The organism is Pseudonocardia sp. (genome assembly GCF_029263155.1).
In the GTDB taxonomy this organism is placed as follows: Bacteria; Actinomycetota; Actinomycetes; order Mycobacteriales; family Pseudonocardiaceae; genus Pseudonocardia.
In genome coordinates this window covers 26,002-48,245 of the sequence record NZ_JAJCYB010000031.1, presented here as the reverse complement: position 1 = coordinate 48,245, position 22,244 = coordinate 26,002, and the positions used below count along the sequence as shown (strand labels likewise).

The following is a 22,244-nucleotide window of genomic DNA, read 5'->3' as shown; positions in this document are numbered from 1 at the left end:
CGGGCCATCAGATGTGCACCATCTTCCGCTTGCGCACCAGGTAGATGAAGAACGGCGCGCCGACCAGCGCGAGCACGATGCCGACCTGCAGTTCCCCGGGCCGCACCACGATGCGGCCGATCACGTCGCCGAGCAGCAGGAGCACCGATCCCGACAGCGCCGAGGCCGGGAGCAGCCAGCGGTAGTCCGGTCCGGTGAACGTCCGGACGACGTGCGGCACGACCAGCCCGACGAACGCGATCGGCCCGCAGGCCGCCGTGGCCCCGCCGGCGAGCAGCGTGATCGCGACGATGCCCGTGACCCGGGTGCGCTTGACCGAGTGGCCCAGGCTGCGCGCCACGTCGTCGCCCAGCGACAGGGCGTTCAGCGCGGGCGCGCTCGCCAGCGCGATCAGCGCGCCCGCGGCGAGGAACCAGACGACGTGGGTGAGCACCTGCCCGTCGCGACCGGCCAGCGAGCCGACGGCCCAGAACCGGTACGCGTCGAGCGTGGCCACGTCGATGAGGATCACCGCCGAGGTAAGCGCACCGAGCAGGGCGGACAGCGCCGCACCGGCCAGCGCCAGCGTCACCGGCGTGGGCCCGCCCCGGCCGACCGAGCCGAGCACGAAGACCGCGACGCTCGCGACGGCGGCCCCGGCGAAGGCGAACCAGACGTAGCCGAGCGGTTCGGTGACCCCGAAGACGTAGATCCCGACGACGACGAGGAACGCGGCGCCGGCGTTGACCCCGAGGATGCCCGGATCGGCGAGCGGGTTGCGCGTGTGGCCCTGGATCAGCGCTCCGGCCAGGCCCAGCGCGGCTCCGACGACCAGGCCCAGCACGGTGCGGGGGATGCGCAGGGCACGCACGACGATGTCGTCCTCGGTGCCGGTGGGGGCCACGAGGGCGTTCCACACGACGTCGAGGGGGATCGGCTTGGCCCCCACCGCGACCGACAGCAGCGCGCACGCCGTCAGCGCGGCCAGCAGCAGCGCGAGTCCGGCCGTCCGGCGCGCGCGCAGCGAGCGACGGGCACGGCCGGGTACCGGCCCGGTGGTGACCGGCGCCCGGGTTGCCGTACTCACGTGCGGTCTCCTCGGCGTCCTGGTGGGTGTGCTGTGCTCACCATAGGTGAGCCTCGCCTAGTGTCCTACCCCTGTCGTGTTCCTCCCACCGACCCGGCCGTCGCGCGCCGAACCGCACCGGCCGTGCTGGGATGGGCGGGTGCAGCGCATCTGGCCGTCCCCCGCCCCGCTCGACGACCCCGGACTCGACGACCCCGGGCTCGACGATGCCGCACTGGCCGCGCACTACGCCTACCCGGACAGCCCGGCCGCGCCGTACGTCCGGGTCAACTTCGTCAGCAGCGTCGACGGGGCGGTGTCGGTCGACGGCCGCTCGGGCGGGCTGGGCTCCGAGGCGGACCGGCGGGTGTTCGGGCTGCTCCGCGAACTGGCCGAGGTCGTGCTGGTGGGGGCGGGCACCGTGCGGGCGGAGGGGTACCGCGGCGCGCGACGTGACACCCGCGGCCGGGACACCCCGCCACCGATCGCCGTCGTCACCGGATCCGCGGACCTGGACCCGGCGTCGCCGCTGCTCACCGACACGCGGGTGCCACCGATCGTGCTGACCCTCGGCTCGGCCCCGGTGCAGCGCCGCGCCCGCCTCACCGACGCCGGAGCCGACGTCGCCGTCCTCGACCGGCTGACCCCCGACGCCCTGCTCGGCGAGCTCGCCCGCCGGGGGCTGCACCGCGTGCTGTGCGAGGGCGGCCCGACCCTGCTCGGCTCGCTGCAGGCCGCGGACGCCGTCGACGAGCTGTGCCTGACCGTCTCCCCGCTCCTCGCAGGCGGCAGGGCCGGCCGGATCGCGAACGGCCCCGCCGGGTCGCCCCCGCGGCCGATGACGCTGGTCGGCGCGATCGTCGACTCCGACGCACTGCTGCTGCGCTACCGCCGGTCCGGCGGTGTACCTTAGTCCGATCGGGTGAGGTTCCGTGAGGACGGACCGGGTACCCCCGTCCTACCCATGTACGCAGACCCGAGCAACACCCGAGGAGCGCAGATGAGCACCCCCACCAAGCCCAGTGACACCAACCCCGCCCGCCTGGCGGACGACACCACGCAGGGCAAGACGACCATCGCCGCGTCGGTCGTCCAGAAGATCGCCGGCATCGCGGCCCGCGAGATCTCCGGCGTGCACTCCATGGGTGGCGGCGTGTCCCGCGCGTTCGGCGCCATCCGCGAGCGCATCCCCGGCGGCGGCACCGGCGCGTCGAACATCGCGGGCGTGCAGGTCGAGGTCGGCGAGAAGCAGGCCGCCGTGGACCTGGACCTCGTCGTGGAGTACGGCGCGTCCATCGTCGAGCTCGCGCGGGCGGTGCGCCGCAACGTGATCACCGCCGTGGAGCGGATGACCGGCCTCGAGGTCATCGAGGTCAACATCGCGATCAACGACATCCACCTGCCGTCCGAGGACGGCGACAGCGACGAGGCCGTCTCCACGCAGCCGTCGCGCGTCGAGTGACGGAGGCCCCACTGATGGCCCCGTCGACCGACCCCGACGCGCTCGCCGAGCTCGTGGCCGCCACGGTGGCCGCGCACCCCGCGGTCGCCCGGCTCGACGGCGGGAAGTTCGGTGTGGTCGCGACCTACCTGCCCGGCCGCCGGCTGCTCGGTGTGCGGATCGGGCAGGGGTCCGAGCCGGTCGAGCTCGCGGTGGTGCTGCACCTGCAGCGCCCCATCCCGGACGTCGTCCGGGACCTGCGTCGGGAGGTCTCGGCGCTGTGCGGCGGGACCACCGTGGACATCACCGTTTCCGACGTCGCCGTGCCGGCCCTCGCGGTCGGACCGCCCGCTCCTGCGGCGTCCTGAGCCCGGGAGTGGCGGCCGTGGACCCTTCGGAGCGCGACATGAGCCCCGAGCAGCGCGCCGCGTACCGCGCGTTCATCCGCGACCACCATCCCGACCGGGGTGGCGACCCCGAGTACTTCGTGGCCGGGCTGGCCCGCCTCCGGGCGGGCCCGGCCGCGAGTCCCGAGGCCACGCAATCGGACCGCGCCCGCTACGACGCCCCGATCGAGATCGTCACGCCGCTGCCGCTGCCCACCCGGGTCGTGATCGCGCTGATCCGCACCATGCGCCGGCAGCGCGAGCGCCGCGTCGACTAGTTCTACCCACCCCGGGCCTCCTTCGTCGGCCCTTCCATCTCCCGGGAGAACACGTGAATCTCACCAACAACACCCACACCGGCCTGCTGGCCGGTCTCATCCTCGGCGCCACGGGCTACATCGGCGGGTTCGGCGCGTTCCTCGTCGCACTCCTCATCGGCGCCGTCGGCCTGGTCGCGGGCCGCGTGCTCGACGGCGAGCTCGATCTCGGCTCCGTCCTGGGCCGGGGGCGGGACCGCTGATGACCGGCCTCGCCGACGCGGGCGAGCGCGGACGGCTCGACATCGACGGCACCGTCCTGCGCAAGATCGTCGAGTACGCCGCCGACGGGACCCCGGGCACGCTGCGCCACGAGCGCCGCGTCGCGGGACTCGGCATGGGCTCGTCCGGGGCGAGCGCCCGGGTCACCGACGGCCCCGACGGCGCGGTCGACGTCCGCCTGGAGCTGACCCTGCAGTACCCCGCCCCCGTCCGCCGGACCGTCGACGCGGTGCGCTCGCGGGTGGGCGGCGAGCTCAGCCGCATCACCGGGCGTCGCATCCGCCACCTCGCCGTCACCGTGACCGGGCTGCGCGGTGCCGACGACGGCGCCGGCGCCTCGGGCGCCCGAGTCGAGTAGGAGTCGACCATGCGTGTCCTGCTCCGCATCCTCGCCCCGCTGCTGGGCCTCGCGATCGCCGCGGCCGGCGTGCTGGTCGTGATCGAGGTCGTCGCGGCCTGGGTCCGCACGCCTGCCACCACCGGGCTGCTCGTGCCCTGGCCCGACTGGCGCACGTCCCTGGACACCCTGACCTGGTCGGACGCGCCGGTTCCCGGGATCGCGATCGGCGTCGGCGTGCTCGGCCTGCTGCTGGTGCTGCTGGGCCTGCTGGCCCGCCGCCGCGACGTCGCCCTGACCTCGCCGACACCCGAGGTCACCGTCACCACCTCACCCCGGGTGCTCGCCCGGCTGGTGGGCCGCCGCGTGCGCGCCACCGACGGCGTCGCCGCCGCGTCGGTCACCGCCACCGGCACGAAGATCTCCGTCGGCGCCCAGGCGTGGAACGACGCGAGCTCCGCCCTCCGCAGCGATGTCGGCACGTCCGTCGGCGAGCTGCTCGACGAGCTGCCGCTGGCCCGCCGCCCGCGGGTGGCCGTCACCGTGCAGGAGAGGAAGGGACCCCGATGACCCTGTCGATGGAGAAGGAGGCGTCCACGGGGAACCAGGCGTCGACGGGGAAGGGATCGGCCCCCGCTCCGGCTGCTCCCACCAAGGCGGTCCGCCGCCGGTCCCGCGCCGCCGTGGCCCGGTCCGCGGGCCGCGACCGTTCCCTGCTGGTGATCATCGGCCTCGTGCTGCTCGTCGTGGGCGCGTTCGCGGCGCTGCTGGGCTACGGCGTGCTGCGCCCGCTGCTGGGCCCGGACGCCGCCGCCCGCCCGCTGCTCGACCCCGCCGTCGTCGACGCGATGCGCGCCCAGCCGCTGATCGCCCGGATCGTCGCGATCGTGGTCGGCCTGCTCCTGCTGCTGCTCGGTCTGATCTGGGCCGCGCGGGCCCTGCGCCCCGAACGCCGTCCCGATCTGGTGCTCGACCGCGGCCCGGAGACCGGCATCGTCGTCAGCTCCGGTGCCGCCGCCGACGCGCTGGCCGCGCAGGCCGCCGCGCTGCCCGGTGTCGGTCGGGCCAAGGCCCGCATGGTCGGCTCCGACGACGCGCCCGCCGTCCGGCTGTCGCTGTGGATCACCGACGACGCCGACGTCCGCGAGGTCCTGGACCGCCTCGACCGGCAGGTCCTGGCCTCGGCCCGCGATGCGCTGGGCCTCGACGCCCTGCCCGTGGCCGTCCGCCTGGAGCTCGACCGGTCCACGGGCGACGGTCCCCGGGTCGCCTAGCGCCGGCGCAGCGCACCGTTCACCGCCCCCACACCGGAGGTGCGAGAGGGTGCGCGACGTGAGCACAGCACGGGGCCGCGGCACCGCCGCGGCCCCGAGGCCGTACCGGGCCCTGGGCGTGGCGATGTGCCTGGTGACGCTGCTGGCCGGATGCACGGTCGGTCCGTCGCAGCGCCCGCCCGTCGCCGTGCGCGGGGAGACCGTGGCCGCCCCGCCGGCCCCCGCCGTGCCCTCGACGCCCGACCCGGTGCCCCCGCTGCAGCCGCAGAACAGCTCGATCCCCTTCGCCGACTGCACCGGCCAGGCGTTCTCCGCGCTCGGTGTGGCTGTGCCCGCAGGCCGCGACCTGCGCGTCGAGTGCGGCGAGCTGCCCGTACCGGCCGATCCGCTGCGGCCCGAGCGGGGCGCGGTGCTGCTCGCCGTGGTCCGGGTCGGGGAGCCCGGCGGGCTGGACCGGCCTCCGCTGCTCGCCGTCGGCGACAGCGTCACCGGGCCGACGGTGCGGCACGCCCTCGTGCTGGGCACGCAGGTCTCCGCCGCCGTGCTCGAGAAGTTCACGGTGGTCGGCATCGACCGGCGCGGCGCCGGGTCGGACCGGCTCGACTGCGGCCGGCCCGACGCGCGCGCGGCCCTCGTCGACGCCGACCCGGCCGCCACGTCCGAGGCCGAGCTCACCCCGCTGCTGGAGCAGGCCCGCGCCGTGGTGCAGGGCTGCAACATCACGCCCTCGATCGCGCTCGGCAGCTACGGCAGCGCCGCAGGGGCCGCCGACGTCGAGCGGCTGCGCGACCGGCTGGGTGTCGCGCAGCTGTCCGCGGTGGGTGTCGGCGACGGCGCCGGGCTGCTCGCCGCGTGGGCCGCCGCGGCGCCCGGGGCGGTCGGGCGGTTGGTGCTCGACGGGCCCCCCGACCCCGCGGCCCCGGAACCGGATCGCTCGACGGCGCGGGCCGCGGCCGCCGAGGCCACCTTCGACGCGTTCGCCGGCTCGTGCACCGGCTCCGGCGCCTGCCCGCTCGGCGCCGATCCCCGCGCCGCCGTCACCGCGCTGCTCGACGCGCTGCGCGCCCGCCCCCTCGCCGCCCCCGACGGCAGGCGGCTCACCGCGGGCGGCGCCGTCACCGCCGTCCTGAACGCCCTGCCCGAGCCCCGCAGCTGGCCCGCGCTCGCCGCGGCGACGGCCGCGGCGGCCGCGGGCGATCCCGTCGCCCTGCTGGACCTGCTCGAACCCTCCCTCGGGATCGACGGCACCTTCGACGGGCGGCTCGCCACGGCGTGCAACGACAACCCCGCCCGGCTCTCCCCCCCGGAGGTGGCCGAGCTGGCCGAGCAGCTGCGTGCCGACCATCCGCTGCTCGGGGGTGCGATCGCCCTGGAGCAGCTGGCCTGTGCCCCCTGGCCGGCCTCCGTGACCCCTGCCGCGCCGGTCGCGACCGCGCTCCCCCCGGTGCTGGTCGTCGGAACCGTCGCCGACCCGCGCGCTCCGCACGACGGCGCCCGGCGGGTGGCCGACACCCTGCCCACCGGGGTGTTCGTCAGCTGGCAGGGCGCGGGTTCGGGCGCCTACCCGCGCACCCCGTGCGTGAACGCCGCCGTCGACACCCTGCTCGTCGGCGGGGCCGTCCCGGCCTCGGGCACGTTGTGCCCGCCCTGACCCCGAGCATGCCCTGACCCGGTCCCGTCGCAGCGGTCAGCCGCAGTAGGTGTCCCGGGCGATCTCGACCAGGTCCGCGGCCTGCGCCCGGCTGACCGTCGGCAGGGACGCGGGCAGCGCGCCGGCGATGCGCTCCTCGGCCACCCCGTCGGCGAGCTCTCCGCAGACGAGCTCGGCCGCCTCGGTCTCGGCGAGCCCGGCCCGGCTGGTCGGCACACCGGCCGCACGCAGCTCGCGCAGGTAGCCGACCGCCCGGTCCGACAGCGGGTCGACCTCGCCGTCGGACCGCGCCGCGTCGACGTCGACCGCGCCCGCCCCGGGGTCGCCGCCTGCCGGGTCGGCGATGTCGCTGGGCGGCACCGGTACGACCGGTGCCCGGCTCGGGGCGGCCTCGATCACCGCCGCGGGTGCGGGCCCCGGGGTCCCGGGCGCGTTCGCGAGCAGCATCCCGGTCAGCGCGAGCACGCCACCGGCCGCGGCCGCGGCCAGCACCGGCGGGGTCGGGCGGCGGAACAGGCCGCGGCGTCGCGAGGCGCTCTCCGGCGTGGCGGGCTCGTCGGGCACGTACCGCTGCGCCGCAGCCGCCGCGCGGGCCCGTCGGCGCGTCTGCGCCCTCGTGGGGCGTTCGGCCGCGGGGGCACCGGCGGAGTTCTCCCCGGAGTCCGCGGCGGGCCCGGCCTCGACCTCGACCTCGGCCTCGGCCTCGGCCTCTGCCTCTGCCTCCGCCGCTGCCTCCGCCTCGGGGTCGGGCTCGGCCGGGACCGCGGCGAACATCGCCGTCGCCGCCTCCTCCGCCCGCCTCCGGGCGGCCCGCCCGCCGGGGGCGGGCTCGGAGCCCAGCAGCAGGGCGGGCTCCACCGCGCCCGGGACCCGGCCTGCGGCGTGCGCGCCGCCCTCCCCGTCCACCCCGTCCTCGGTGCCCGGGACCGCGTCCGCGGTGCGGGAACGGTGCGCCGGCTCCGACCGGGGGTGGCCGGCGACGCGGGCTTCGGCCGCAGCCGCGGCCCGGACGGCGACATCGGCCTGCGCGGCGGCCTGCGCGGCGGCGTCGGCCACCTCGGTGGCCCGGGCCGCGGCGGCGATCGCGGCCTTGGCCTCGGCGGCCGCGGTGGACGCGCGGAGCTCGGCGGCGTACGCCGCGGCCTCGGCCACCCGGCGACGCACGGCCGGGTCGTGCTCGTTCACCGGGGGCATCGACGCCGTGCGCTCCGTCGCGGACACCTGGTCCGCGTGCCCACCGGTCGTCGCCATCGGAGCACTCGACACCGTGCACCCCCTGTCGTCACCGGCCCCGGCGGCCGGTCGTCACTGGATTCAACGACAGCGCGTGGCGAAGGAATCGGTTGTGCGTCCCTTCAGGCGAGAATCCGGGGGGCGGCGGTGACGGAACGCAGTGGCGCCCCGTTCCGTCGAGTGAGCTGGTGCCCGTGTGAGGTGTGGGAATCACCGCAGGTCACCGACCTGCGGAGGTCATCCGGATGCCGGTCGCGCCCGGCTGGGCTGGACCCTCATCGGCTCACCCGGCATCTTCGGGTACTCGGGCGGATACGGCATCTCGCCCAGGCCGTGGTCGCGCTCGTCGGCGGTGTACCACTCCAGCGCCGTCTCGATCCCGCCGACGGCGGCGTCCATCGCCTCGTGCGGGTCGCCGCGCTCGACCAGCAGGCCCGGCACGGTGCGCACGTCGAAGTCCTCCGGCTCGACGTCGGGCAGCTGCTCCCAGGTCAGCGGCATCGACACGGTGGCGCGGGGTCGCCCGCGCACCGACCAGGCGGACGCGACGGTGCGGTCGCGGGCAGCCTGGTTGAAGTCGAGGAAGACACGCTCGCCACGCTCCTCCTTCCACCAGTCGACGGTCGCCCGCTCGGGGAGGCGCTGCGCCACCCGCCGGGCGATCGCGATCACGGCGTGCCGGACGTCGATGAAGTCCCACTCGGGCCGGATCCGTGCGAACACGTGGATGCCGCGCCCTCCCGAGGTCTTCGGCCAGCCCACCAGGCCGGCATCGTCGAGGACCTCGCGCAGCACCGCCGCGACGGCCTGCGCGTCGGCGAAGTCGGTGCCCGGCTGCGGGTCGAGGTCGATGCGCAGCTCGTCGGGACGGTCGGTGTCGGCGCGGCGCACCGGCCAGGGATGGAAGTCGAACGTGCCCATGTTCGCGGCCCACAGCAGCACCGCGGGCTCGGTGGGGCACAGCGACTCCGCGGTGCGCCCACTGGGGAACCTCACCAGGGCGGTCTCGGCGTAGTCGGGAGCGCCCTTGGGCAGGCGCTTGCCGTAGAACGGTTCGCCCTCCACCCCGTCCGGGAAGCGCTTGAGGTTGGTCGGGCGCTCGTACAGCGCCCGCAGCAGCGGCTCGGCCACGGCGAGGTAGTAGTGCACGACGTCCCGCTTGGTGATCCCCGGCCCGGGGAAGTAGATCTTGTCCGGGCTGGTGAGGCGGACCTCGCGGTCCCCGACGGTGAGCAGCTCGACCGGTGCCTTGGACGCCACGGTGGCGCACGCTACTCCGCTACGCTGCTCGGGTGCCGGGACTCCACGATCCGGACCGGGCCGCGGCCCGGTCCCCCCAGTTCGACGACGAGCTGCTCGGCCTGGACCCCGACGATCCCGACGCGCAGGCGTTCGCCGCCCACCTGGACCGGATGCAGCGCCAGCGACCCGCGTTCACCGTCGAGGGCTACCTCGCCGGGGTCGGCGACTTCGCCGAGTCGGCCAACCGGGCCCGGGGCCCGCGGCGGTGGGGCGCGGTGCTGGTCGCGGCGCTGCTGCTCGCCGTCGCCGCCTACCTCGTGTGGGACGCGCTGATGTTCGTGATCACGACGTGGCTGTAAGGAGTCTGTTCGCCCGGATCCGCAGCGCGCTGCCGGGGTCCCGACGTAGCCTGGGACGCATGGATCCCGCCACCTCCGAGCAGCCCGCCACCGTCGTCAGGTCCGACGCCGAGTGGCGCGCGCAGCTCACCCCCGCCGAGTACCAGGTGCTGCGCCAGGCCGGCACCGAGCGCCCGTTCGTGGGCGAGTACACCGACACCAAGACCACCGGTGTCTACGAGTGCCGCGCGTGCGGCGCGGAGCTGTTCCGCAGCGACACCAAGTTCGACTCGCACTGCGGCTGGCCGTCGTTCTTCACCCCGCTCGCCGGTGAGGCCGTCATCGAACGCACCGACTACTCGATGGGTATGAAGCGCGTCGAGGTCGTGTGCGCCACCTGCCACAGCCACCTCGGGCACGTGTTCGAGGGCGAGGGCTACGGCACCCCGACGGACCTGCGCTACTGCATCAACTCGATCTCGCTGAAGCTGGTCCCCGACGCCTGAAGGGCGCGCGCCGAAGTCCGTAGCGATCAGATGTACGACGTCGCCGCGACCGAACCCCCGCACGCGCAGTCGGCGGTGGCCGCACCGGCCGGCAGGCGCACCTTCCGGCCGCAGGCCGCGCAGCGCGGGAGCTGGTCGTTGATCCGGTAGGGCACCCACACGGTGGTGACCCCGTTGGACCCCATCGCGCCGCTGAGCACCCGCGACATGCCCTCGGTGTGCGCCCGGTTGCGGCCGACCGCGGCAAGCGCCTCCTGCGTGCCGGTCCACGCGGTCATGGTGTGGCCACGCCCCCCCCGAGGTGCTCAGCACGGTGCCGAGGAACGACGGCTCGGCGGCGAAGCCCTCCAGGACCGGCTGCATGTACCTCTCGAACTCCGCCCGGTCCTCGGGCCCGGCGAAGTCGGCGGAGGTCATCGTCAGCGCACCGGGGACGTCGGTCCGTCCGAGGTCGATGCGGATCGACGTGCCGAACCGCATCGGCCCGACGTCGTCGGCAGCAGGAACGACCGGAGCCCGAGCTGCTCGGCGAAGGTCTTCTGCTCGAAATAGGCGACGACGGAGCCGATCCCCGGGTCCCCCTCGGGCGGCGTCGATGGTCCCGCGCACCTCCCACCGCAGCACCCGGACCGCCGCGAGCTGCAGGTCGAGCACCGCGACGGTGGCCAGCGCCCCGGCGTCGCTCGCCAGCTCGCGGGCCCGTTCCAGCCGCGTCGACGACGCACTCCGGATCAGGTCGAGGGTGCCCAGCTCGTGCGTCGCGCGGACGACCCACAGCGTGAGCCCGTGCCGCCCGGCGATCCGCAGTTCCTCGGTGAACGCCCCTTCGGCCTCGTCGATGTCGTGCAGCCGGGCGATCCGGCCCAGCACCTCCAGCGCGCGGCACGCCGTCTCGGCGTCCTCGGGCCGGCGCGCGGCCTCCTGCGCGCGGCGGGCCAGCTCCGCGGCCTCGCCCGACCGGCCCTGGCCGAGCGCGACGTGCGCGGCCAGCGCGTCGATCCGTGGCCCGGCGTCGGCCCGGGCCGTGCGGCGGCACCGGCCCAGCTCCGTCTCGGCCGCATCCCACGCCGTCGCGGCGGCGGCCGACTCGGCGAGGAGCAGGTGGACGTGCGTGCGGCGGTCCGGGTCGAGGTCGGCGCCCGCCAGCCGGTCCCCGATCGCGCGGACCGCGTCGCCGTCCCCGGCGTCAGTCACCACCTGCAGGAGCGCCTCGTCGATCTCGACCGAGCGCGGCGTGCCCGCCCCGGCCAGGTCCCGGGCTCGGTCGAGCAGCTGGCGCGCCGTGCGCAGCGCGCCGTCGGCCAGGGCTGCGCGGCCGCTCACGAGCAGCAGCCCGGCCGCGTCGTCGTGATCGCCGGCCGTGACTGCCACGTCGGCGGCGACCTCGGCCCAGATCCCCGGCAGGCCGGGATGACGGGCCTCGATCGCGACCCGGGCCCGCCGCGCCAGGTCCGCCTGCTCCGCCGTGGTCAGGCAGGCGAGTACGGCGTCGCGGGTCAGGGCGTGACGGAACGCGAACTCGCCGTCGGCGATCGCGAGGAGCTGAGCCCCGACGCCGCGACGCAGGGACCCGCGGACGTCGTCGTCGGTCCGGCCCACCATCTCGGCCGGGACCGCCTCGTCGAACCGCCTGCCGAGCACCGCACCGGCCAGCACGACGTCGCGGTCGGAGCGGGCCAGCGACCCGAGCCGCTGCGCGACCCCCGCGGCGAACGTGGCGGGGACGATGCGGTCCGCGCCCGGCCCCAGCACCCACCCGGCGCCGTCCCGCCGCAGGGTGCCCCGGTCCGCGGCCGCTGCCAGCAGTTCCTCGACCAGGAACGGCACGCCGCCGGCGCGGGTCAGCACGTCCACCAGGCCGTCCGGGAGGTCGATCGTGCCCAGGCACCTGGCCGCCACGGCGGCGACCTGCTGCGGAACCAGCGGTGGCAGGTGCACCACGGTGGCGGCCCGCCGGGCACCGAGCGATCGGGCCGTGACCCCGCCCGCCGCATCCGGCCGGGTGGCGGCGAGGATGAGCACCCGCTGCTCGGGGACGTGGTCGGCCAGGTACTCGACGACCGCGAGGGTGTCCGGATCGCACCAGTGCAGGTCGTCGAGCACCAGCACCGCACCGCGGCCCGAGCCCCACACCGCGAGCAGCCGGAGCACTCCCTCGCCCAGCACGATCGACGACTCGGCGGATCCCACCACGTCGTCGCGGCGCCACTGCGGCACGATCCGGCCCAGCGCCGGCCGGTCGGGCCGCAGGCCGGGGTGGCAGCAGGCGGCGAACGCTGTCCACGGATCGGGTCAGCCGATCACCACGACGGCGCGGGGAGGTGCGAGGCGTGGGCTGCCCCGCGGGCTGCAGCTTCGACGCGGGGATGCCGCCCGATCAGCTGACAGTCTCCACCGCGCAGGGCAGCACAGGTGCGCGGGACAATCGGGCGTCGGCGGTGAGCAGTGGTACTCCGAGACTCGCGGCGAGCGCCACATACAGGCCGTCGTAGAACGACAGGTTCGCGCGCAGGCTCCACGCCAGCCGTATCAGCGGGCGATGGACGTAGTGGTGCTGTACGACCACGGCCACCTCCTCCACGAGGGCCAGCGCGTGTGCCGCGGTGAGCTCCCCTCGTGCCACCTTGCTCCGCGCCACCGCCCCGACCTCGGCCGACATCAGATGAGGCACGTGCGAGTCGCCCGCGACGATCCGCGCGGCAAGCGCCCGAGCGGGCGGGCTCACCTCGGTGAAGGCGAGCACGTAGGCGGAGGCATCCAGGACGAAGCCCGTCACCGCCGGGCGGCGTGGACGTCGGCGACGATCTCCTCGGCCGTGGCGCCGACCCCGCCGTACTCGACGAGGAAGCCCTCGAGCCGGTGGATCGCGTCGATCCGGGCCCTGGGCTCGGCGGCCATCTCCATCACCCGACGACGCATGTAGGCCTGCAGGGACTGCCCGGCCTCCTGCGCGAGACGTGCGAGCTGCTGGTGTGCTTCGTCAGGGACGTCTCGAATCTGGATCGTCGCCATGCATGCAGAATAGCGCTGTTCCAGCGCTACGGCAACGCGTCGACGAGCGCCTCCACCCGCACCCGCGGCCCGGTGAAGAACGGGATCTCCTCGCGGACGTGCCGGCGCGCCTCGGTGGCGCGCAGGTCGCGCATGAGGTCGACGATGCGGTCCAGGGCGTCGCACTCGAACGCGAGGATCCACTCGTAGTCGCCCAGCGCGAACGCGGGCACGGTGTTGGCGCGCACCTCGGCGTACCCGCGGGCGGCCTTGCCGTGGTCGGCGAGCATGGTGCGGCGCTCCTCGTCGGGCAGCAGGTACCAGTCCAGCGACCGCACGAACGGGTAGACGCAGACGTAGCCGCGTGCCTCCTCCCCCGCCACGAAAGCCGGGATGTGGCTCTTGTTGAACTCGGCGGGCCGGTGCAGCGCCACCTGGCTCCACACCGGCACGCTCGCCCGCCCGAGCGCGGTGGCGCGGCGCAGGTCGGCGTATGCGCCCTGCAGGGCCTCGACGTTGTCGGCGTGCCACCACACCATGTAGTCGGCGTCGGCGCGCAGGCCCGCCACGTCGTAGACGCCGCGCACCGTGACGCCCTTCGCCGCGAGCCCGTCGAGGTACTCCGCGGCCTCCGTGGCCGGCGCCGTGCGGTCGTCGGGCAGGCGCCCGGGCTCGACCCGGAACACCGACCACATGGTGTAGCGGATGGCGGAGTTGAGCTCGGCGTAGTCCAGGCGGGCCATATTCCCATCGTGCCATCCGCGGCTACCGTGCACGGGATGCGGCCGACGCTCGCCCAGCGCGTGGCCGCCGCGCGCCGGCGCGCGTTCGTCGGCCGCGCCGCGGAGTTCGAGCTGTTCCGGCGGGCGGTCGACGCTCCCGGCGAGCCGCCGTTCACCGTGCTGCACGTGCACGGGCCGGGCGGGATCGGCAAGAGCGCGCTGCTGCGGATGTTCAGGGACCTGGCGGTGGCCGCGCTCGTGGTGCGGGTGGTCGCCCGCGACCTGGCCCCCGGTCCCGACGCGCTGCGGCCCGCGCTCGCCCCGCTCGCGGCCGCGGACTCCCGCGCGGTGCTGCTCGTCGACACCTACGAGCTGCTGGCCCCGCTCGACGCCGCCGAGCAGGACGGTCACCGCAGCGGAGCTGCTGGACTGGCTGCGCGCCCGGCCCTACGTGGAGACCGGGCCGCGCGGGGTGTTCCCGCACGACATCGTGCGGGACCTGCTGGTGGCCGACCTGCGGTGGCGCGACCGCCGGGGCGCGGTCGCGCTGGAGGGGGCGGTCCGCCACAGCATGCTGGACAGGCTGCGCGCCGGTGGCGCGCTCGGTCACGACGCCCTGCTGGACTTCCTGTTCAACCTGCGCGGGTCCCGTGGGCGACCCGACGACGGTCACCGCGACCCGGGCCCGCGGCCTCCCCGGCCGAGATCGCCAGGAGCGGGACATGAGCGTCGCCGGCGATGCTCATGTCCCGGATCGGACGATCAGGGTGATGCGGTCGGCCGCCGCGCGGGCGGTACCGACGCAGGCGGGTACGCCGACCCCGTGCAGCGCGGCGCCGGCGACGGCGAGGCCGTCGGGCAGCCCGGACTCGATGGCCGCGACCCGGTCGAGGTGCCCCACGCCGTACTGCGGCAGCCCGCCGCCCCAGCGCTGGACGTGCACGGCCACCGGGTCCGCGGTGACCCCGGTCAGCGCGGCCAGGTCGCCGCGCACGCGCGCGACGAGCTCGGCGTCGTCGACCTGCAGGGTGGCGGCCTCCCCGAACCGGCCCAGCGAGGCCCGGAGCCGGACCAGGCCGTCGGCGCCGAGGTGGGCCCACTTGTTCGACGAGTGGGTGACCCCCTTGACGTGCAGCGGCTCACCCGCCGCGACCAGCGCCCCGGACGTCGGCGGCAGGCCGGCCGCGTCCGCCGCGCGGTAGGCCAGCGCGACGACGGCGGAGGAGGCCAGCTCGATCTCCCCCGCCGCCCGGGCGGCGCCCGACGCGACCGGGGCGAGCAGCCGCGCGAGGGCCGGGGCGGGCACGGCGAGCACGACCGCGTCGACGTCGAGGGCCTCGGGTGCGGTGGTCGGGCCCAGCACGAGCCGCCACCCGTCGGCGCGACGCTCGATCCCGCGGACGGTGACCCCCAGCCGCACCTCCGGCCGGGCGGCGGCCAGCAACGCGTCGAGCAGCACCCCGTACCCCCCGCGGACCGCGCCGAACACCGGTCCGCCCGCCGTACCCCCAGCCGCCGCACCGCCGCCGGGCCCACCATCGGCAGGCCCACCGCCGCCGGGCCCACCACCGGCAGGCCCACCGCCGGCCTGCGCACGCAGGCCCCGACTCGCGCGCACGGAGGCCCCGACTCGCGCGTCGTCTCCCGCGAGTCGGGGTTTCGGCGTGCGCGTGTCGCGCCGTGCGGGTGTGGTCGCCGCGTCGGCGGCCGCGGTCAGGGACGGGGCGCCGGCGTCGAGGGCCGCGGCGAGCGCGGGGATGGTGGCACGCAGACCGAGCGCGTCGACCCGGCCGGCGTAGACGCCCCCGAGCAGCGGGTCGGTGAGCCGGTCGGGCAGCTCGTCGCCGAAGCGGTCCCGCAGCAGCGCGCCGATGGCCACGTCGGCGCCCGGCTCCCAGCGCAGCGGACGGTCCGGTTCGGCGGCCACCGCGGCCAGGCCCGCGGCCGACAGCAGGCCGTCGAGCACGGCGGCGCGGCCCGGCACGCCGAGCAGGGTGCCGCCGGGCAGCGGCCGGGTGCGGCCGGCCGCGCGGATCGTCGCGGACGCGGCCGTCGGGTGCACCGCCGACAGTCCCAGCTCCGCGAGCAGCCCCGGCAGCTCGGGGCGGCGGGCCAGGTACGCCTCCGCTCCGACGTCGAACGCCGTTCCGGCCAGATCCACGGTGCGTAGGACGCCACCGACGCGGTCGCGCTGCTCCAGCAGGGTGATCCGGGCTCCCGCGCCGAGCCGGGTGCGCAGCCGGTGCGCGGCGACCAGGCCGGAGATCCCGGCCCCGATGATCGCTACGTTCACACCGGCTGGCGGTGCACCAGGTCGACCAGGCGCGTGAGCACGTCGGGATCGGTGTCGGGCAGCACGCCGTGGCCCAGGTTGAACACGTGCCCGGGGGTGCGGCGGCCCTCGGCGGCGATCCGCGCCACCTCCGAGGCGACCGAGCCGAAGTCGGCGAACAGCACCGCGGGGTCGAGGTTGCCCTGCACCGGGTGTGCGCCTCCGGCCCGGCGGGCGGCGTCGTCGAGCGGGATGCGCCAGTCGACGCCGACGACGTCGGCGCCCGCCTCCGCCATCGCACCCAGCAGCTCACCGGTGCCGACACCGAAGTGGATGCGCGGCACCTCGGTGATCGCGGCGAGCACCCGCGCCGAGTGCGGCGCGACGAACTCGCGGTAGTCGCGCAGCGACAACGCGCCCGCCCAGGAGTCGAACAGCTGCACCGCGTCGACGCCGGCGTCCACCTGGACCCGCAGGAACGTCGAGGTCAGGTCGGCCAGGCGACCGAGCAGCGCGTGCCACACGTCGGGAGCCGAGCGCATCAGCGCCTTCGTGCGCTCGTGGTTGCGGCTGGGCCCGCCCTCGATCAGGTACGACGCCAGCGTGAACGGGGCGCCCGCGAACCCGATCAGCGGCGTGGCACCCAGCTCCGCGATCAGCAGCCCGATCGCGTCCCGGACCGGCGCGACCTGCTCGGGGTCCAGCTCCGGGAGCCGCGCGACGTCCGCCGCCGTGCGTACCGGGTTCGCCACGACCGGCCCGGTGCCGGCCACGATGTCGACGCCCACGCCCGCGGCGTGCAGCGGTACCACGATGTCGCTGAACAGGATGGCTGCGTCGACACCGTGCCTGCGGACCGGCTGCAGGGTGATCTCGCAGGTCAGGTCCGGGGTGAGGCACGACTGCAGCATCCCGGTGCCGGCGCGCAGGGCCCGGTACTCCGGGAGCGAGCGGCCGGCCTGGCGCATGAACCACACCGGCAGATGGGCCGGGCGTTCGCCGCGCGCGGCGACCAGGAACGGGGCCGAGGCCAGATCGCGGCGCGGCCGGGTGAGCACGGGAGAGGTAGCCATGGCCGTGCCATCCTCCCACGACGGCGGGACCGGCGATCACCCGGCGCGACCGGGTTCGGCGCGCCTGTCCGGATCGGGGCCCGACCCCGCTTAGAGTCCCGGCTCGTGCCCGACGTCACCGCCGCCCCGCCACCCGATTTCCGGCGCGCCGTGGACTCGATCGGCACGTTGCGCCCGCGTCCCGAGCTGATCGTCTCCGCCCTCGACGCGCCGCCCCGGCTCGCGCCGTGGACCTGGGCGTTCAGCGTCGAGGTGGCCGACTCCACGCTCGGCCGCGAGGCCGCCGACGACGGCGTCGACGAGTCGGACACCTCCGGGCGGCTGATCCTCCTGCACGACCCCGCCGGGCAGGACGCCTGGGAGGGCACGTTCCGGCTCGTCTGCTTCGTGCAGGCGCGACTGGAGCCCGAGCAGCTCGGCGACGAGATGCTGCCCGTCGTCGGGTGGTCGTGGCTCACCGAGGCGCTCGAGGACCACCACGCCGAGCACGTCGCCCTCGGCGGCACCGTCACCCAGACGTCGTCGGTGCGGTTCGGCGACATCGCGCGGACCGCAGGCGGAGCGCGGGGCGGCACCGTCGGGCCGGTCCGCGAGGACGACGTGGAGCTGCGCGCGTCCTGGACCCCGGTGGGCACGGACCTGTCGCGGCACGCCGAGGCCTTCTGCGCCTTCGTCGCGTCCGCCGCAGGTCTACCACCGGTCGGCGCAGTTCCTCTCGCCCATCGAACGGTCTGATCGGCGTGCCCACCTGCGCCTTCGCCGCGAACAGTGATCGTGTTACTCACCCGATCGAGTGGACACCGCTCGACATGGCTGTAACTTTCACCCCGCTAAGTTCGAACAGATACACGACGTTAGACCGCTTGGGGGGCTACGATTCCTCCACGACACCTCCTCGGGCGGTCTCTTCGCCGGCCGAGGTCTGGTGCCGGTCGGGGGCAACGACCGACTCCAGGGAGGTAACACCGTGGCCGTAGTTGGCCAGGGCGCACCAGTTCGCGGCACCACCGGTGCCGTGCTGTCGCCCGCGATGGTCCCGCACCCGCGGGAGGAGCTCTTCTCCGCGCTGGTGGTCGACGACCACCCGCTGCTGCGGGAGGCGATCGCCGCGCGCCTGCGGTCGATGGGAGCGGGCACGGTCTACGAGGCCGCGTCGGTCGCCGAGGCGAGGGCTCGCGCTCACGCCAACGGGCCGTGCGATCTGGCGATACTCGATCTCGGACTGCCCGACGGCAGCGGGCTCGACCTCGTCACCGAGCTGCGCTCGCTGGGCTGGACCAGGCTGGTGGTGCTGGCCTCCTCGGACGACCCGTACGCCGTGCGTTCCGCGTTCCAGGCCGGGGCGCAGGCGTACCTGCTCAAGTCGGCGTCCCCCGCGGTCGTCACCGACGGCGTCAAGCGCGTCCTGGACGGCGGCGTCTACGCCGACCCCACGGTCGCGCCGCTGCTGGCCACCGGCACCCGCGTCCCGGGCACCGACAACACCCCGCGCGAGCTGTCCGCGCGCGAGGTCGAGGTGCTGCAGCTGGTCGCGGACGGCCAGTCCAACAAGGAGATCGGCGAGGCGCTGAGCCTGTCCGCGCTCACCGTCAAGAGCCACCTGTCGCGGATCGGGCGCAAGCTCGGCACCGGCGACCGCGCCCAGATGGTCGCGCTGGCGATGCGGGCCGGGGTCATCCGCTGACCGCTGAGGGCCACGAGGGGTCACCGGCGCCGGAGGGGACGCCGGACGTCCCGGCAACCACCCCGCTCCTGGTCCCGGCCGACGGCCTGCCGGACGTCGTCTCCGACGGCGGCACGCTGCGGGCCGTCGCCGAGCAGTTCGCGGCGGGCACCGGCCCGGTCGCCGTCGACGCCGAACGGGCATCGGGTTTCAAGTACTCGCAGCGGGCCTACCTGGTGCAGCTGCGCCGCGAGGGGGCAGGCACCGCGCTGGTCGACCCCATCCCGCTGGGCAGCGACCTGTCCGACCTCGCCCCGGCGCTGACCGGACCGGAATGGGTGCTGCACGCGGCGTCCCAGGACCTCGCCTGCCTCGCCGAGGTGGGTCTCACACCGACGCGGCTGTTCGACACCGAGCTGGCCGGCCGGCTCGCGGGCCTGCCCCGCGTCGGGCTGGGCCCGATGGTCGAGCAACTGCTCGGCCTGACCCTGGAGAAGGGCCACGGCGCGGCCGACTGGTCGCGCCGACCGCTGCCCCAGGACTGGCTGGTCTACGCGGCACTCGACGTCGAGGTCCTGGTGGCGCTGCGCGACCATCTGGCGGCGCTGCTCGCCGAGCAGGGCAAGCTGGAGTGGGCCCACCAGGAGTTCGAGGCCGTGCGCACCGCCGGACCGCCCGCCCCCCGCGCGGAGCCGTGGCGCCGCACCTCGGGCATCCACAAGCTCCGCAAGCCACGCCAGCTCGCCGCCGTGCGCGCGCTGTGGGAGGCCCGCGACCGGCTGGCCGCCGAGCGCGACATCGCGCCCGGCCGGGTGCTCCCCGACGCCGCGGTGGTGGACGCCGCCACCCGCGCACCGGAGTCCGCGGCCGCGCTCGCCGCGATGCCGGTGTTCCGCGGCCGTTCCCAGCGCCGCCTGACCTCCTACTGGTGGGCCGCGCTCAGCTCGGCCGCGCGTCTCGACGCCACCGACCTGCCCTCGGCCGCCACCCCGAGCGACGGCCCTCCCCCGGTCTCCCGCTGGGCCGACCGCGACCCCGACGCCGCCGCGCGCCTGACCGCCGCCCGCGCCGCCGTGGCCGGGATCGGCACGCAGTGGCAGATCCCGGTGGAGAACCTGCTCCAGCCCGACCTGTTGCGCCGCCTGTGCTGGACACCTCCCGAGGACGGCGACATCACGGGCTTCCTCCGCGCGGGCGGAGCCCGGCAGTGGCAGGCGGAGCTGCTGGCCCCGGCGCTGGAACAGGCACTCACCGCCCGCCCCTGAGGTGCTGCTGATCGTCCAGCACCGACGGCGTCGCTGGGCTCCCGGATACGCGCCGGACGATCAGCAACGCCGCGCGAAGGCCCGCTCGAACCTGTCCACCACCCCCGCCCGGGCGCGGGGGGTACGCATCTCCTCGGGGACCCAGCGCACCACCTCCACGCCATGTCGGTCGCGCAGCCAGTCCTCGCGACGCTTCTCCGCGAACAGCGCGCCCATCCGGTCGTACTTGCCTGCCCCGTCGGCCTCACCCACGGTGCGCCGGCCGGGGAACCACATGTCCACCTCGGCGTAGCCCCCGTCGCCGGTGAAGGGCACCTGCAACGCCGGCCTCGGCAACCCGGCCTCCAGCAGCCACCACCGCGACATCGACTCGAACCAGTTCGCACCACCCGGATCGGCCCGGGCCACGACCTGCCCCAGCCAGGCCGTCCGGCACGGCGATCCAGCTCGTCCCGCAGATCACCCGGCGACGCCATCCCGCGGCGCAGCACGGCATCGGCCACGGCCAAGGCCGAGTCCGGTGGCAGCACCGCGCAGCAGTCGAGCACCAGCCTGGCCCCGCCGAGCACGGGCACCCCGTCGACGAGGACCACGTCCGCATCGTCGTAGTCGGTGACGTGCACGTCACCGAGCAGCGGGTCGTTGGAGGGCGCGTCCGGTCGCCGGGTGACGCACACCCGACCGCCCCCGCCGTCCGGAGGCCGCGGGAGCCCCAGCAACCGGATCGCGCTCGTGTGCGACACCGCTGCCGGGCCGTGCAGGCTCGCCAGGAGCGCGGCGCACAGCCCGTGGTGGCCCGCGTCCGCCATCCCCGGCGCCCCGGGTCGACGCCGGTCCCGGTACACGCCACGGCGGGCCCGGGCCCACGCACCACAGGCGATCAGCCGGCGGATCGCCGCGTCGTCGGCACCGAGGGAGCGGCACTGCCGCGCCGTGACCACCCCTCCGTGCGCGGCCGCCAACGCTCGCAGCGCCTCGTCGAGCCGGCTCAACCGCGCGGACAGCGGCTGCCGATGTCGTCCCATGCCGACACAGTGCTGTGCCCCGAGCAGCCGGGCGTCGAGTTGTCCACAGGCCACCGATGCGTTGCTGATCGTCCGGCCGGTATGCGGCCGTGGAGCCGCGCCTTTCGCGCCGGACGATCAGCAACGCCCCGGGAGCCGCACCGTCACCACCAGCCCGCCGCCCGTGACCGGCGCCGCCGCCACCGTGCCGCCGTGCGCCGTCACCACCGCGCGCACGATCGAGAGGCCCAGCCCGGAGCCGGGGGCGTCCCCGGTGCGCTCCACCGGGCCGCGCCGGAACGGCTCGAACAGCTCCTCCACCCGCTCCGGCGCCACGGCCCGCCCGGAGGAGGCCACCCGCAGCTCCGCCGTCGTCCCCGCGACGCCGGTCCCGACCTCCACCCAGCCCCCGGCCACGTTGTGCCGCACCGCGTTCTCCAGCAGGTTGCCCGCCACCCGCTCCAGCAGCACCGGATCACCTAGCGCGGGGGCCCGCGACGTGTGCACCTGCATCCGGAGCCCGCGCCGGCCCGCCTCCGCCCGCACCGCGGCGAGCGCCGGGGCCACGACGACCGCGAGGTCCACCGCGGCGAGGTCGGGCAGCGCGCCCTCGGTGCGGGCGAGCAGCAGCAGGCCGGTGACGAGGTCGTCAGCGCGGCGGGTGGCGTCGCGGACGACCGCGCCCATGCGGCGCAGCTCGTCGACGTCGGCTGTGGGATCGGACAGCGTCACGTCCACCTCGGTGCGCAGCACGGCCAGCGGGGTGCGCAGCTCGTGGCTGGCGTTGGCGACGAAGCGACGCTGGGCGTCGAACGCGGACTGCAGGCGGTCGAGCATCGCGTCGAACCCGGCGGCCAGCTCGGCCACCTCGCCCCGCGCGGCGGCCACGTCGGTGCGGGTGTCGAGGGAGTCGACGGTGAGCCGCCGCGCCGTGGCCGTCACCGCGTGCAGCGGACCCAGCACCCGCCCGACCAGCACCCAGGACACACCCGCCGCGGCCACCACGACCAGCGGGAACGCGATGAGCCCGGCCCGCAGCACCTCCGCCTGCGCCGCCGCGCCCATCGCCTCGCCGAGCCGCTCGGCGGGCACGTCGAGCCCGTCGACGCGCACCGTCGTGCCCGGGGGCAGGACCGGGACGGCCTGCGACACCCCGGCGACCAGGAGCCACCCCAGCCACAGCAGCAGCCCGCTGACCAGCGCCACCAGCGCGGTGGCGAGCAACGTCAGCCGCGGCCGCAGCCCGCTCACCGCGCTCCCCC

General features: G+C 75.9%; 27 protein-coding genes and 1 pseudogene. 16 read left to right on the top strand and 12 right to left on the bottom strand.

Going from position 1 to position 22,244, the window contains the following annotated elements:
- Positions 1-7: 7 nt before the first annotated feature.
- Complete coding sequence (locus tag Q1K26_RS05315) at positions 8-1,066, bottom strand: iron chelate uptake ABC transporter family permease subunit (protein WP_300008038.1); 1,059 nt, start codon at positions 1,064-1,066, stop codon at positions 8-10.
- A 139-nt stretch (positions 1,067-1,205) separates the two neighbouring features.
- Between Q1K26_RS05315 and Q1K26_RS05310 the strand changes: the two genes are divergently transcribed.
- From Q1K26_RS05310 to Q1K26_RS05270, 9 genes are all read left to right on the top strand, one after another.
- Complete coding sequence (locus Q1K26_RS05310) at positions 1,206-1,958, top strand: pyrimidine reductase family protein (protein WP_300008037.1); 753 nt, start codon at positions 1,206-1,208, stop codon at positions 1,956-1,958.
- Between the two features lie 87 nt (positions 1,959-2,045).
- Positions 2,046-2,507, top strand: coding sequence for an Asp23/Gls24 family envelope stress response protein (locus tag Q1K26_RS05305; RefSeq protein ID WP_300008036.1), 462 nt, complete (start codon positions 2,046-2,048; stop codon positions 2,505-2,507).
- Positions 2,508-2,521: 14 nt separating this feature from the next.
- Positions 2,522-2,854 carry a hypothetical protein gene (locus Q1K26_RS05300; protein ID WP_300008035.1) on the top strand — a complete coding sequence of 111 codons (333 nt, stop codon included), beginning with the start codon at positions 2,522-2,524 and terminating at the stop codon, positions 2,852-2,854.
- Positions 2,855-2,871: 17 nt separating this feature from the next.
- A complete protein-coding gene (locus Q1K26_RS05295; RefSeq protein WP_300008034.1) occupies positions 2,872-3,150 on the top strand; it encodes a hypothetical protein in 279 nt (92 codons plus the stop codon).
- Positions 3,151-3,203: 53 nt separating this feature from the next.
- The gene (locus tag Q1K26_RS05290) at positions 3,204-3,392 is read left to right on the top strand and encodes a hypothetical protein (protein WP_300008033.1); all 189 of its coding nucleotides are present in this window, start codon (positions 3,204-3,206) and stop codon (positions 3,390-3,392) included.
- Positions 3,392-3,769 carry an Asp23/Gls24 family envelope stress response protein gene (locus Q1K26_RS05285; RefSeq protein ID WP_300008032.1) on the top strand — a complete coding sequence of 126 codons (378 nt, stop codon included), beginning with the start codon at positions 3,392-3,394 and terminating at the stop codon, positions 3,767-3,769. Before Q1K26_RS05290 ends, Q1K26_RS05285 begins: the two co-directional genes overlap by 1 nt.
- Before the next feature lie 9 nt (positions 3,770-3,778).
- A complete protein-coding gene (locus tag Q1K26_RS05280; protein ID WP_300008031.1) occupies positions 3,779-4,318 on the top strand; it encodes a DUF6286 domain-containing protein in 540 nt (179 codons plus the stop codon).
- Entirely contained in the window at positions 4,315-5,022 is a 708-nt protein-coding gene (locus Q1K26_RS05275; RefSeq protein WP_300008030.1) for an alkaline shock response membrane anchor protein AmaP, read from the top strand. Before Q1K26_RS05280 ends, Q1K26_RS05275 begins: the two co-directional genes overlap by 4 nt.
- Before the next feature lie 58 nt (positions 5,023-5,080).
- Complete coding sequence (locus Q1K26_RS05270; RefSeq protein WP_300008029.1) at positions 5,081-6,673, top strand: alpha/beta hydrolase; 1,593 nt, start codon at positions 5,081-5,083, stop codon at positions 6,671-6,673.
- A gap of 36 nt (positions 6,674-6,709) precedes the next feature.
- Here the strand turns inward: Q1K26_RS05270 and Q1K26_RS05265 are convergent, their stop codons facing one another.
- On the bottom strand, positions 6,710-7,924 hold the full coding sequence (locus Q1K26_RS05265; protein WP_300008028.1) for a DUF732 domain-containing protein: 1,215 nt from the start codon (positions 7,922-7,924) through the stop codon (positions 6,710-6,712).
- A gap of 219 nt (positions 7,925-8,143) precedes the next feature.
- Entirely contained in the window at positions 8,144-9,166 is a 1,023-nt protein-coding gene (ligD, locus tag Q1K26_RS05260; protein ID WP_300008027.1) for a non-homologous end-joining DNA ligase, read from the bottom strand.
- Positions 9,167-9,198: 32 nt separating this feature from the next.
- On the opposite strand from ligD, the gene Q1K26_RS05255 reads away from it, so the two are divergent.
- Complete coding sequence (locus tag Q1K26_RS05255) at positions 9,199-9,507, top strand: hypothetical protein (RefSeq protein ID WP_300008026.1); 309 nt, start codon at positions 9,199-9,201, stop codon at positions 9,505-9,507.
- A 59-nt stretch (positions 9,508-9,566) separates the two neighbouring features.
- On the top strand, positions 9,567-9,992 hold the full coding sequence (gene msrB / locus Q1K26_RS05250; protein WP_300008025.1) for a peptide-methionine (R)-S-oxide reductase MsrB: 426 nt from the start codon (positions 9,567-9,569) through the stop codon (positions 9,990-9,992).
- A 26-nt stretch (positions 9,993-10,018) separates the two neighbouring features.
- On the opposite strand, the gene Q1K26_RS05245 is transcribed toward msrB, so the two are convergent.
- Positions 10,019-10,270: a hypothetical protein gene (locus tag Q1K26_RS05245; protein ID WP_300008024.1), complete on the bottom strand. Its 252-nt coding sequence runs from the start codon at positions 10,268-10,270 to the stop codon at positions 10,019-10,021.
- Between the two features lie 508 nt (positions 10,271-10,778).
- Here Q1K26_RS05245 and Q1K26_RS05240 point away from each other — a divergent pair.
- Positions 10,779-12,377, top strand: a complete 1,599-nt coding sequence (locus Q1K26_RS05240; RefSeq protein ID WP_300008023.1) for a hypothetical protein — start codon at positions 10,779-10,781, stop codon at positions 12,375-12,377.
- On the opposite strand, the gene Q1K26_RS05235 is transcribed toward Q1K26_RS05240, so the two are convergent.
- From Q1K26_RS05235 to hemQ, 3 genes are read right to left on the bottom strand one after another with little or no spacing between them, the layout of a single operon-like run.
- The gene (locus Q1K26_RS05235; RefSeq protein ID WP_300008022.1) at positions 12,370-12,768 is read right to left on the bottom strand and encodes a type II toxin-antitoxin system VapC family toxin; all 399 of its coding nucleotides are present in this window, start codon (positions 12,766-12,768) and stop codon (positions 12,370-12,372) included. The two genes, Q1K26_RS05240 and Q1K26_RS05235, sit on opposite strands and share 8 nt — an antisense overlap.
- Positions 12,765-13,004: an antitoxin gene (locus tag Q1K26_RS05230; RefSeq protein WP_300008021.1), complete on the bottom strand. Its 240-nt coding sequence runs from the start codon at positions 13,002-13,004 to the stop codon at positions 12,765-12,767. Before Q1K26_RS05230 ends, Q1K26_RS05235 begins: the two co-directional genes overlap by 4 nt.
- A gap of 26 nt (positions 13,005-13,030) precedes the next feature.
- Positions 13,031-13,726, bottom strand: coding sequence for a hydrogen peroxide-dependent heme synthase (hemQ, locus tag Q1K26_RS05225; protein WP_300008020.1), 696 nt, complete (start codon positions 13,724-13,726; stop codon positions 13,031-13,033).
- 36 nt (positions 13,727-13,762) lie between these two features.
- On the opposite strand from hemQ, the gene Q1K26_RS05220 reads away from it, so the two are divergent.
- Positions 13,763-14,431 (top strand): AAA family ATPase, encoded by a 669-nt coding sequence (locus Q1K26_RS05220; RefSeq protein WP_300008019.1) that lies wholly within the window; start codon positions 13,763-13,765, stop codon positions 14,429-14,431.
- Between the two features lie 16 nt (positions 14,432-14,447).
- On the opposite strand, the gene hemG is transcribed toward Q1K26_RS05220, so the two are convergent.
- Both hemG and hemE read right to left on the bottom strand, forming a co-directional pair.
- Positions 14,448-15,998, bottom strand: coding sequence for a protoporphyrinogen oxidase (gene hemG / locus Q1K26_RS05215; RefSeq protein WP_300008018.1), 1,551 nt, complete (start codon positions 15,996-15,998; stop codon positions 14,448-14,450).
- Positions 15,995-17,050, bottom strand: a complete 1,056-nt coding sequence (gene hemE / locus Q1K26_RS05210) for a uroporphyrinogen decarboxylase (protein ID WP_300008016.1) — start codon at positions 17,048-17,050, stop codon at positions 15,995-15,997. Before hemE ends, hemG begins: the two co-directional genes overlap by 4 nt.
- A gap of 105 nt (positions 17,051-17,155) precedes the next feature.
- On the opposite strand from hemE, the gene Q1K26_RS05205 reads away from it, so the two are divergent.
- The 3 genes from Q1K26_RS05205 (at position 17,156) to Q1K26_RS05195 (ending at position 19,978) form a co-directional block, all read left to right on the top strand.
- Positions 17,156-17,785, top strand: coding sequence for a DUF3000 domain-containing protein (locus Q1K26_RS05205; protein WP_300008015.1), 630 nt, complete (start codon positions 17,156-17,158; stop codon positions 17,783-17,785).
- A gap of 295 nt (positions 17,786-18,080) precedes the next feature.
- Positions 18,081-18,734, top strand: coding sequence for a response regulator transcription factor (locus Q1K26_RS05200; RefSeq protein WP_300008087.1), 654 nt, complete (start codon positions 18,081-18,083; stop codon positions 18,732-18,734).
- Positions 18,735-18,820: 86 nt separating this feature from the next.
- Complete coding sequence (locus Q1K26_RS05195; RefSeq protein WP_300008085.1) at positions 18,821-19,978, top strand: ribonuclease D; 1,158 nt, start codon at positions 18,821-18,823, stop codon at positions 19,976-19,978.
- A 60-nt stretch (positions 19,979-20,038) separates the two neighbouring features.
- Here the strand turns inward: Q1K26_RS05195 and Q1K26_RS05190 are convergent, their stop codons facing one another.
- The 3 genes and pseudogenes from Q1K26_RS05190 to Q1K26_RS05185 all read right to left on the bottom strand — a co-directional run bounded on the left by Q1K26_RS05190 (position 20,039) and on the right by Q1K26_RS05185 (position 22,233).
- Positions 20,039-20,386 carry a hypothetical protein gene (locus Q1K26_RS05190; RefSeq protein ID WP_300008014.1) on the bottom strand — a complete coding sequence of 116 codons (348 nt, stop codon included), beginning with the start codon at positions 20,384-20,386 and terminating at the stop codon, positions 20,039-20,041.
- A 440-nt stretch (positions 20,387-20,826) separates the two neighbouring features.
- A pseudogene (locus Q1K26_RS28665) lies at positions 20,827-21,003 on the bottom strand (type IV toxin-antitoxin system AbiEi family antitoxin domain-containing protein); the annotation flags it as partial.
- 117 nt (positions 21,004-21,120) lie between these two features.
- Positions 21,121-22,233 carry a HAMP domain-containing sensor histidine kinase gene (locus Q1K26_RS05185; RefSeq protein ID WP_300008013.1) on the bottom strand — a complete coding sequence of 371 codons (1,113 nt, stop codon included), beginning with the start codon at positions 22,231-22,233 and terminating at the stop codon, positions 21,121-21,123.
- Positions 22,234-22,244: the final 11 nt, after the last annotated feature.

Coding starts and splice junctions, on each gene's coding strand:
- Q1K26_RS05265 (WP_300008028.1), bottom strand. CDS start 7,924: ATGGCGACGACCGGTGGGCACGCGGACCAGGTGTCCGCGACGGAGCGC.
- Q1K26_RS05280 (WP_300008031.1), top strand. CDS start 3,779: ATGCGTGTCCTGCTCCGCATCCTCGCCCCGCTGCTGGGCCTCGCGATC.
- hemQ (WP_300008020.1), bottom strand. CDS start 13,726: ATGGCCCGCCTGGACTACGCCGAGCTCAACTCCGCCATCCGCTACACC.
- Q1K26_RS05220 (WP_300008019.1), top strand. CDS start 13,763: ATGCGGCCGACGCTCGCCCAGCGCGTGGCCGCCGCGCGCCGGCGCGCG.
- Q1K26_RS05245 (WP_300008024.1), bottom strand. CDS start 10,270: ATGACCGCGTGGACCGGCACGCAGGAGGCGCTTGCCGCGGTCGGCCGC.
- Q1K26_RS05285 (WP_300008032.1), top strand. CDS start 3,392: ATGACCGGCCTCGCCGACGCGGGCGAGCGCGGACGGCTCGACATCGAC.
- Q1K26_RS05230 (WP_300008021.1), bottom strand. CDS start 13,004: ATGGCGACGATCCAGATTCGAGACGTCCCTGACGAAGCACACCAGCAG.
- Q1K26_RS05300 (WP_300008035.1), top strand. CDS start 2,522: ATGGCCCCGTCGACCGACCCCGACGCGCTCGCCGAGCTCGTGGCCGCC.
- Q1K26_RS05305 (WP_300008036.1), top strand. CDS start 2,046: ATGAGCACCCCCACCAAGCCCAGTGACACCAACCCCGCCCGCCTGGCG.
- Q1K26_RS05200 (WP_300008087.1), top strand. CDS start 18,081: ATGGTCCCGCACCCGCGGGAGGAGCTCTTCTCCGCGCTGGTGGTCGAC.
- Q1K26_RS05275 (WP_300008030.1), top strand. CDS start 4,315: ATGACCCTGTCGATGGAGAAGGAGGCGTCCACGGGGAACCAGGCGTCG.
- msrB (WP_300008025.1), top strand. CDS start 9,567: ATGGATCCCGCCACCTCCGAGCAGCCCGCCACCGTCGTCAGGTCCGAC.
- hemE (WP_300008016.1), bottom strand. CDS start 17,050: ATGGCTACCTCTCCCGTGCTCACCCGGCCGCGCCGCGATCTGGCCTCG.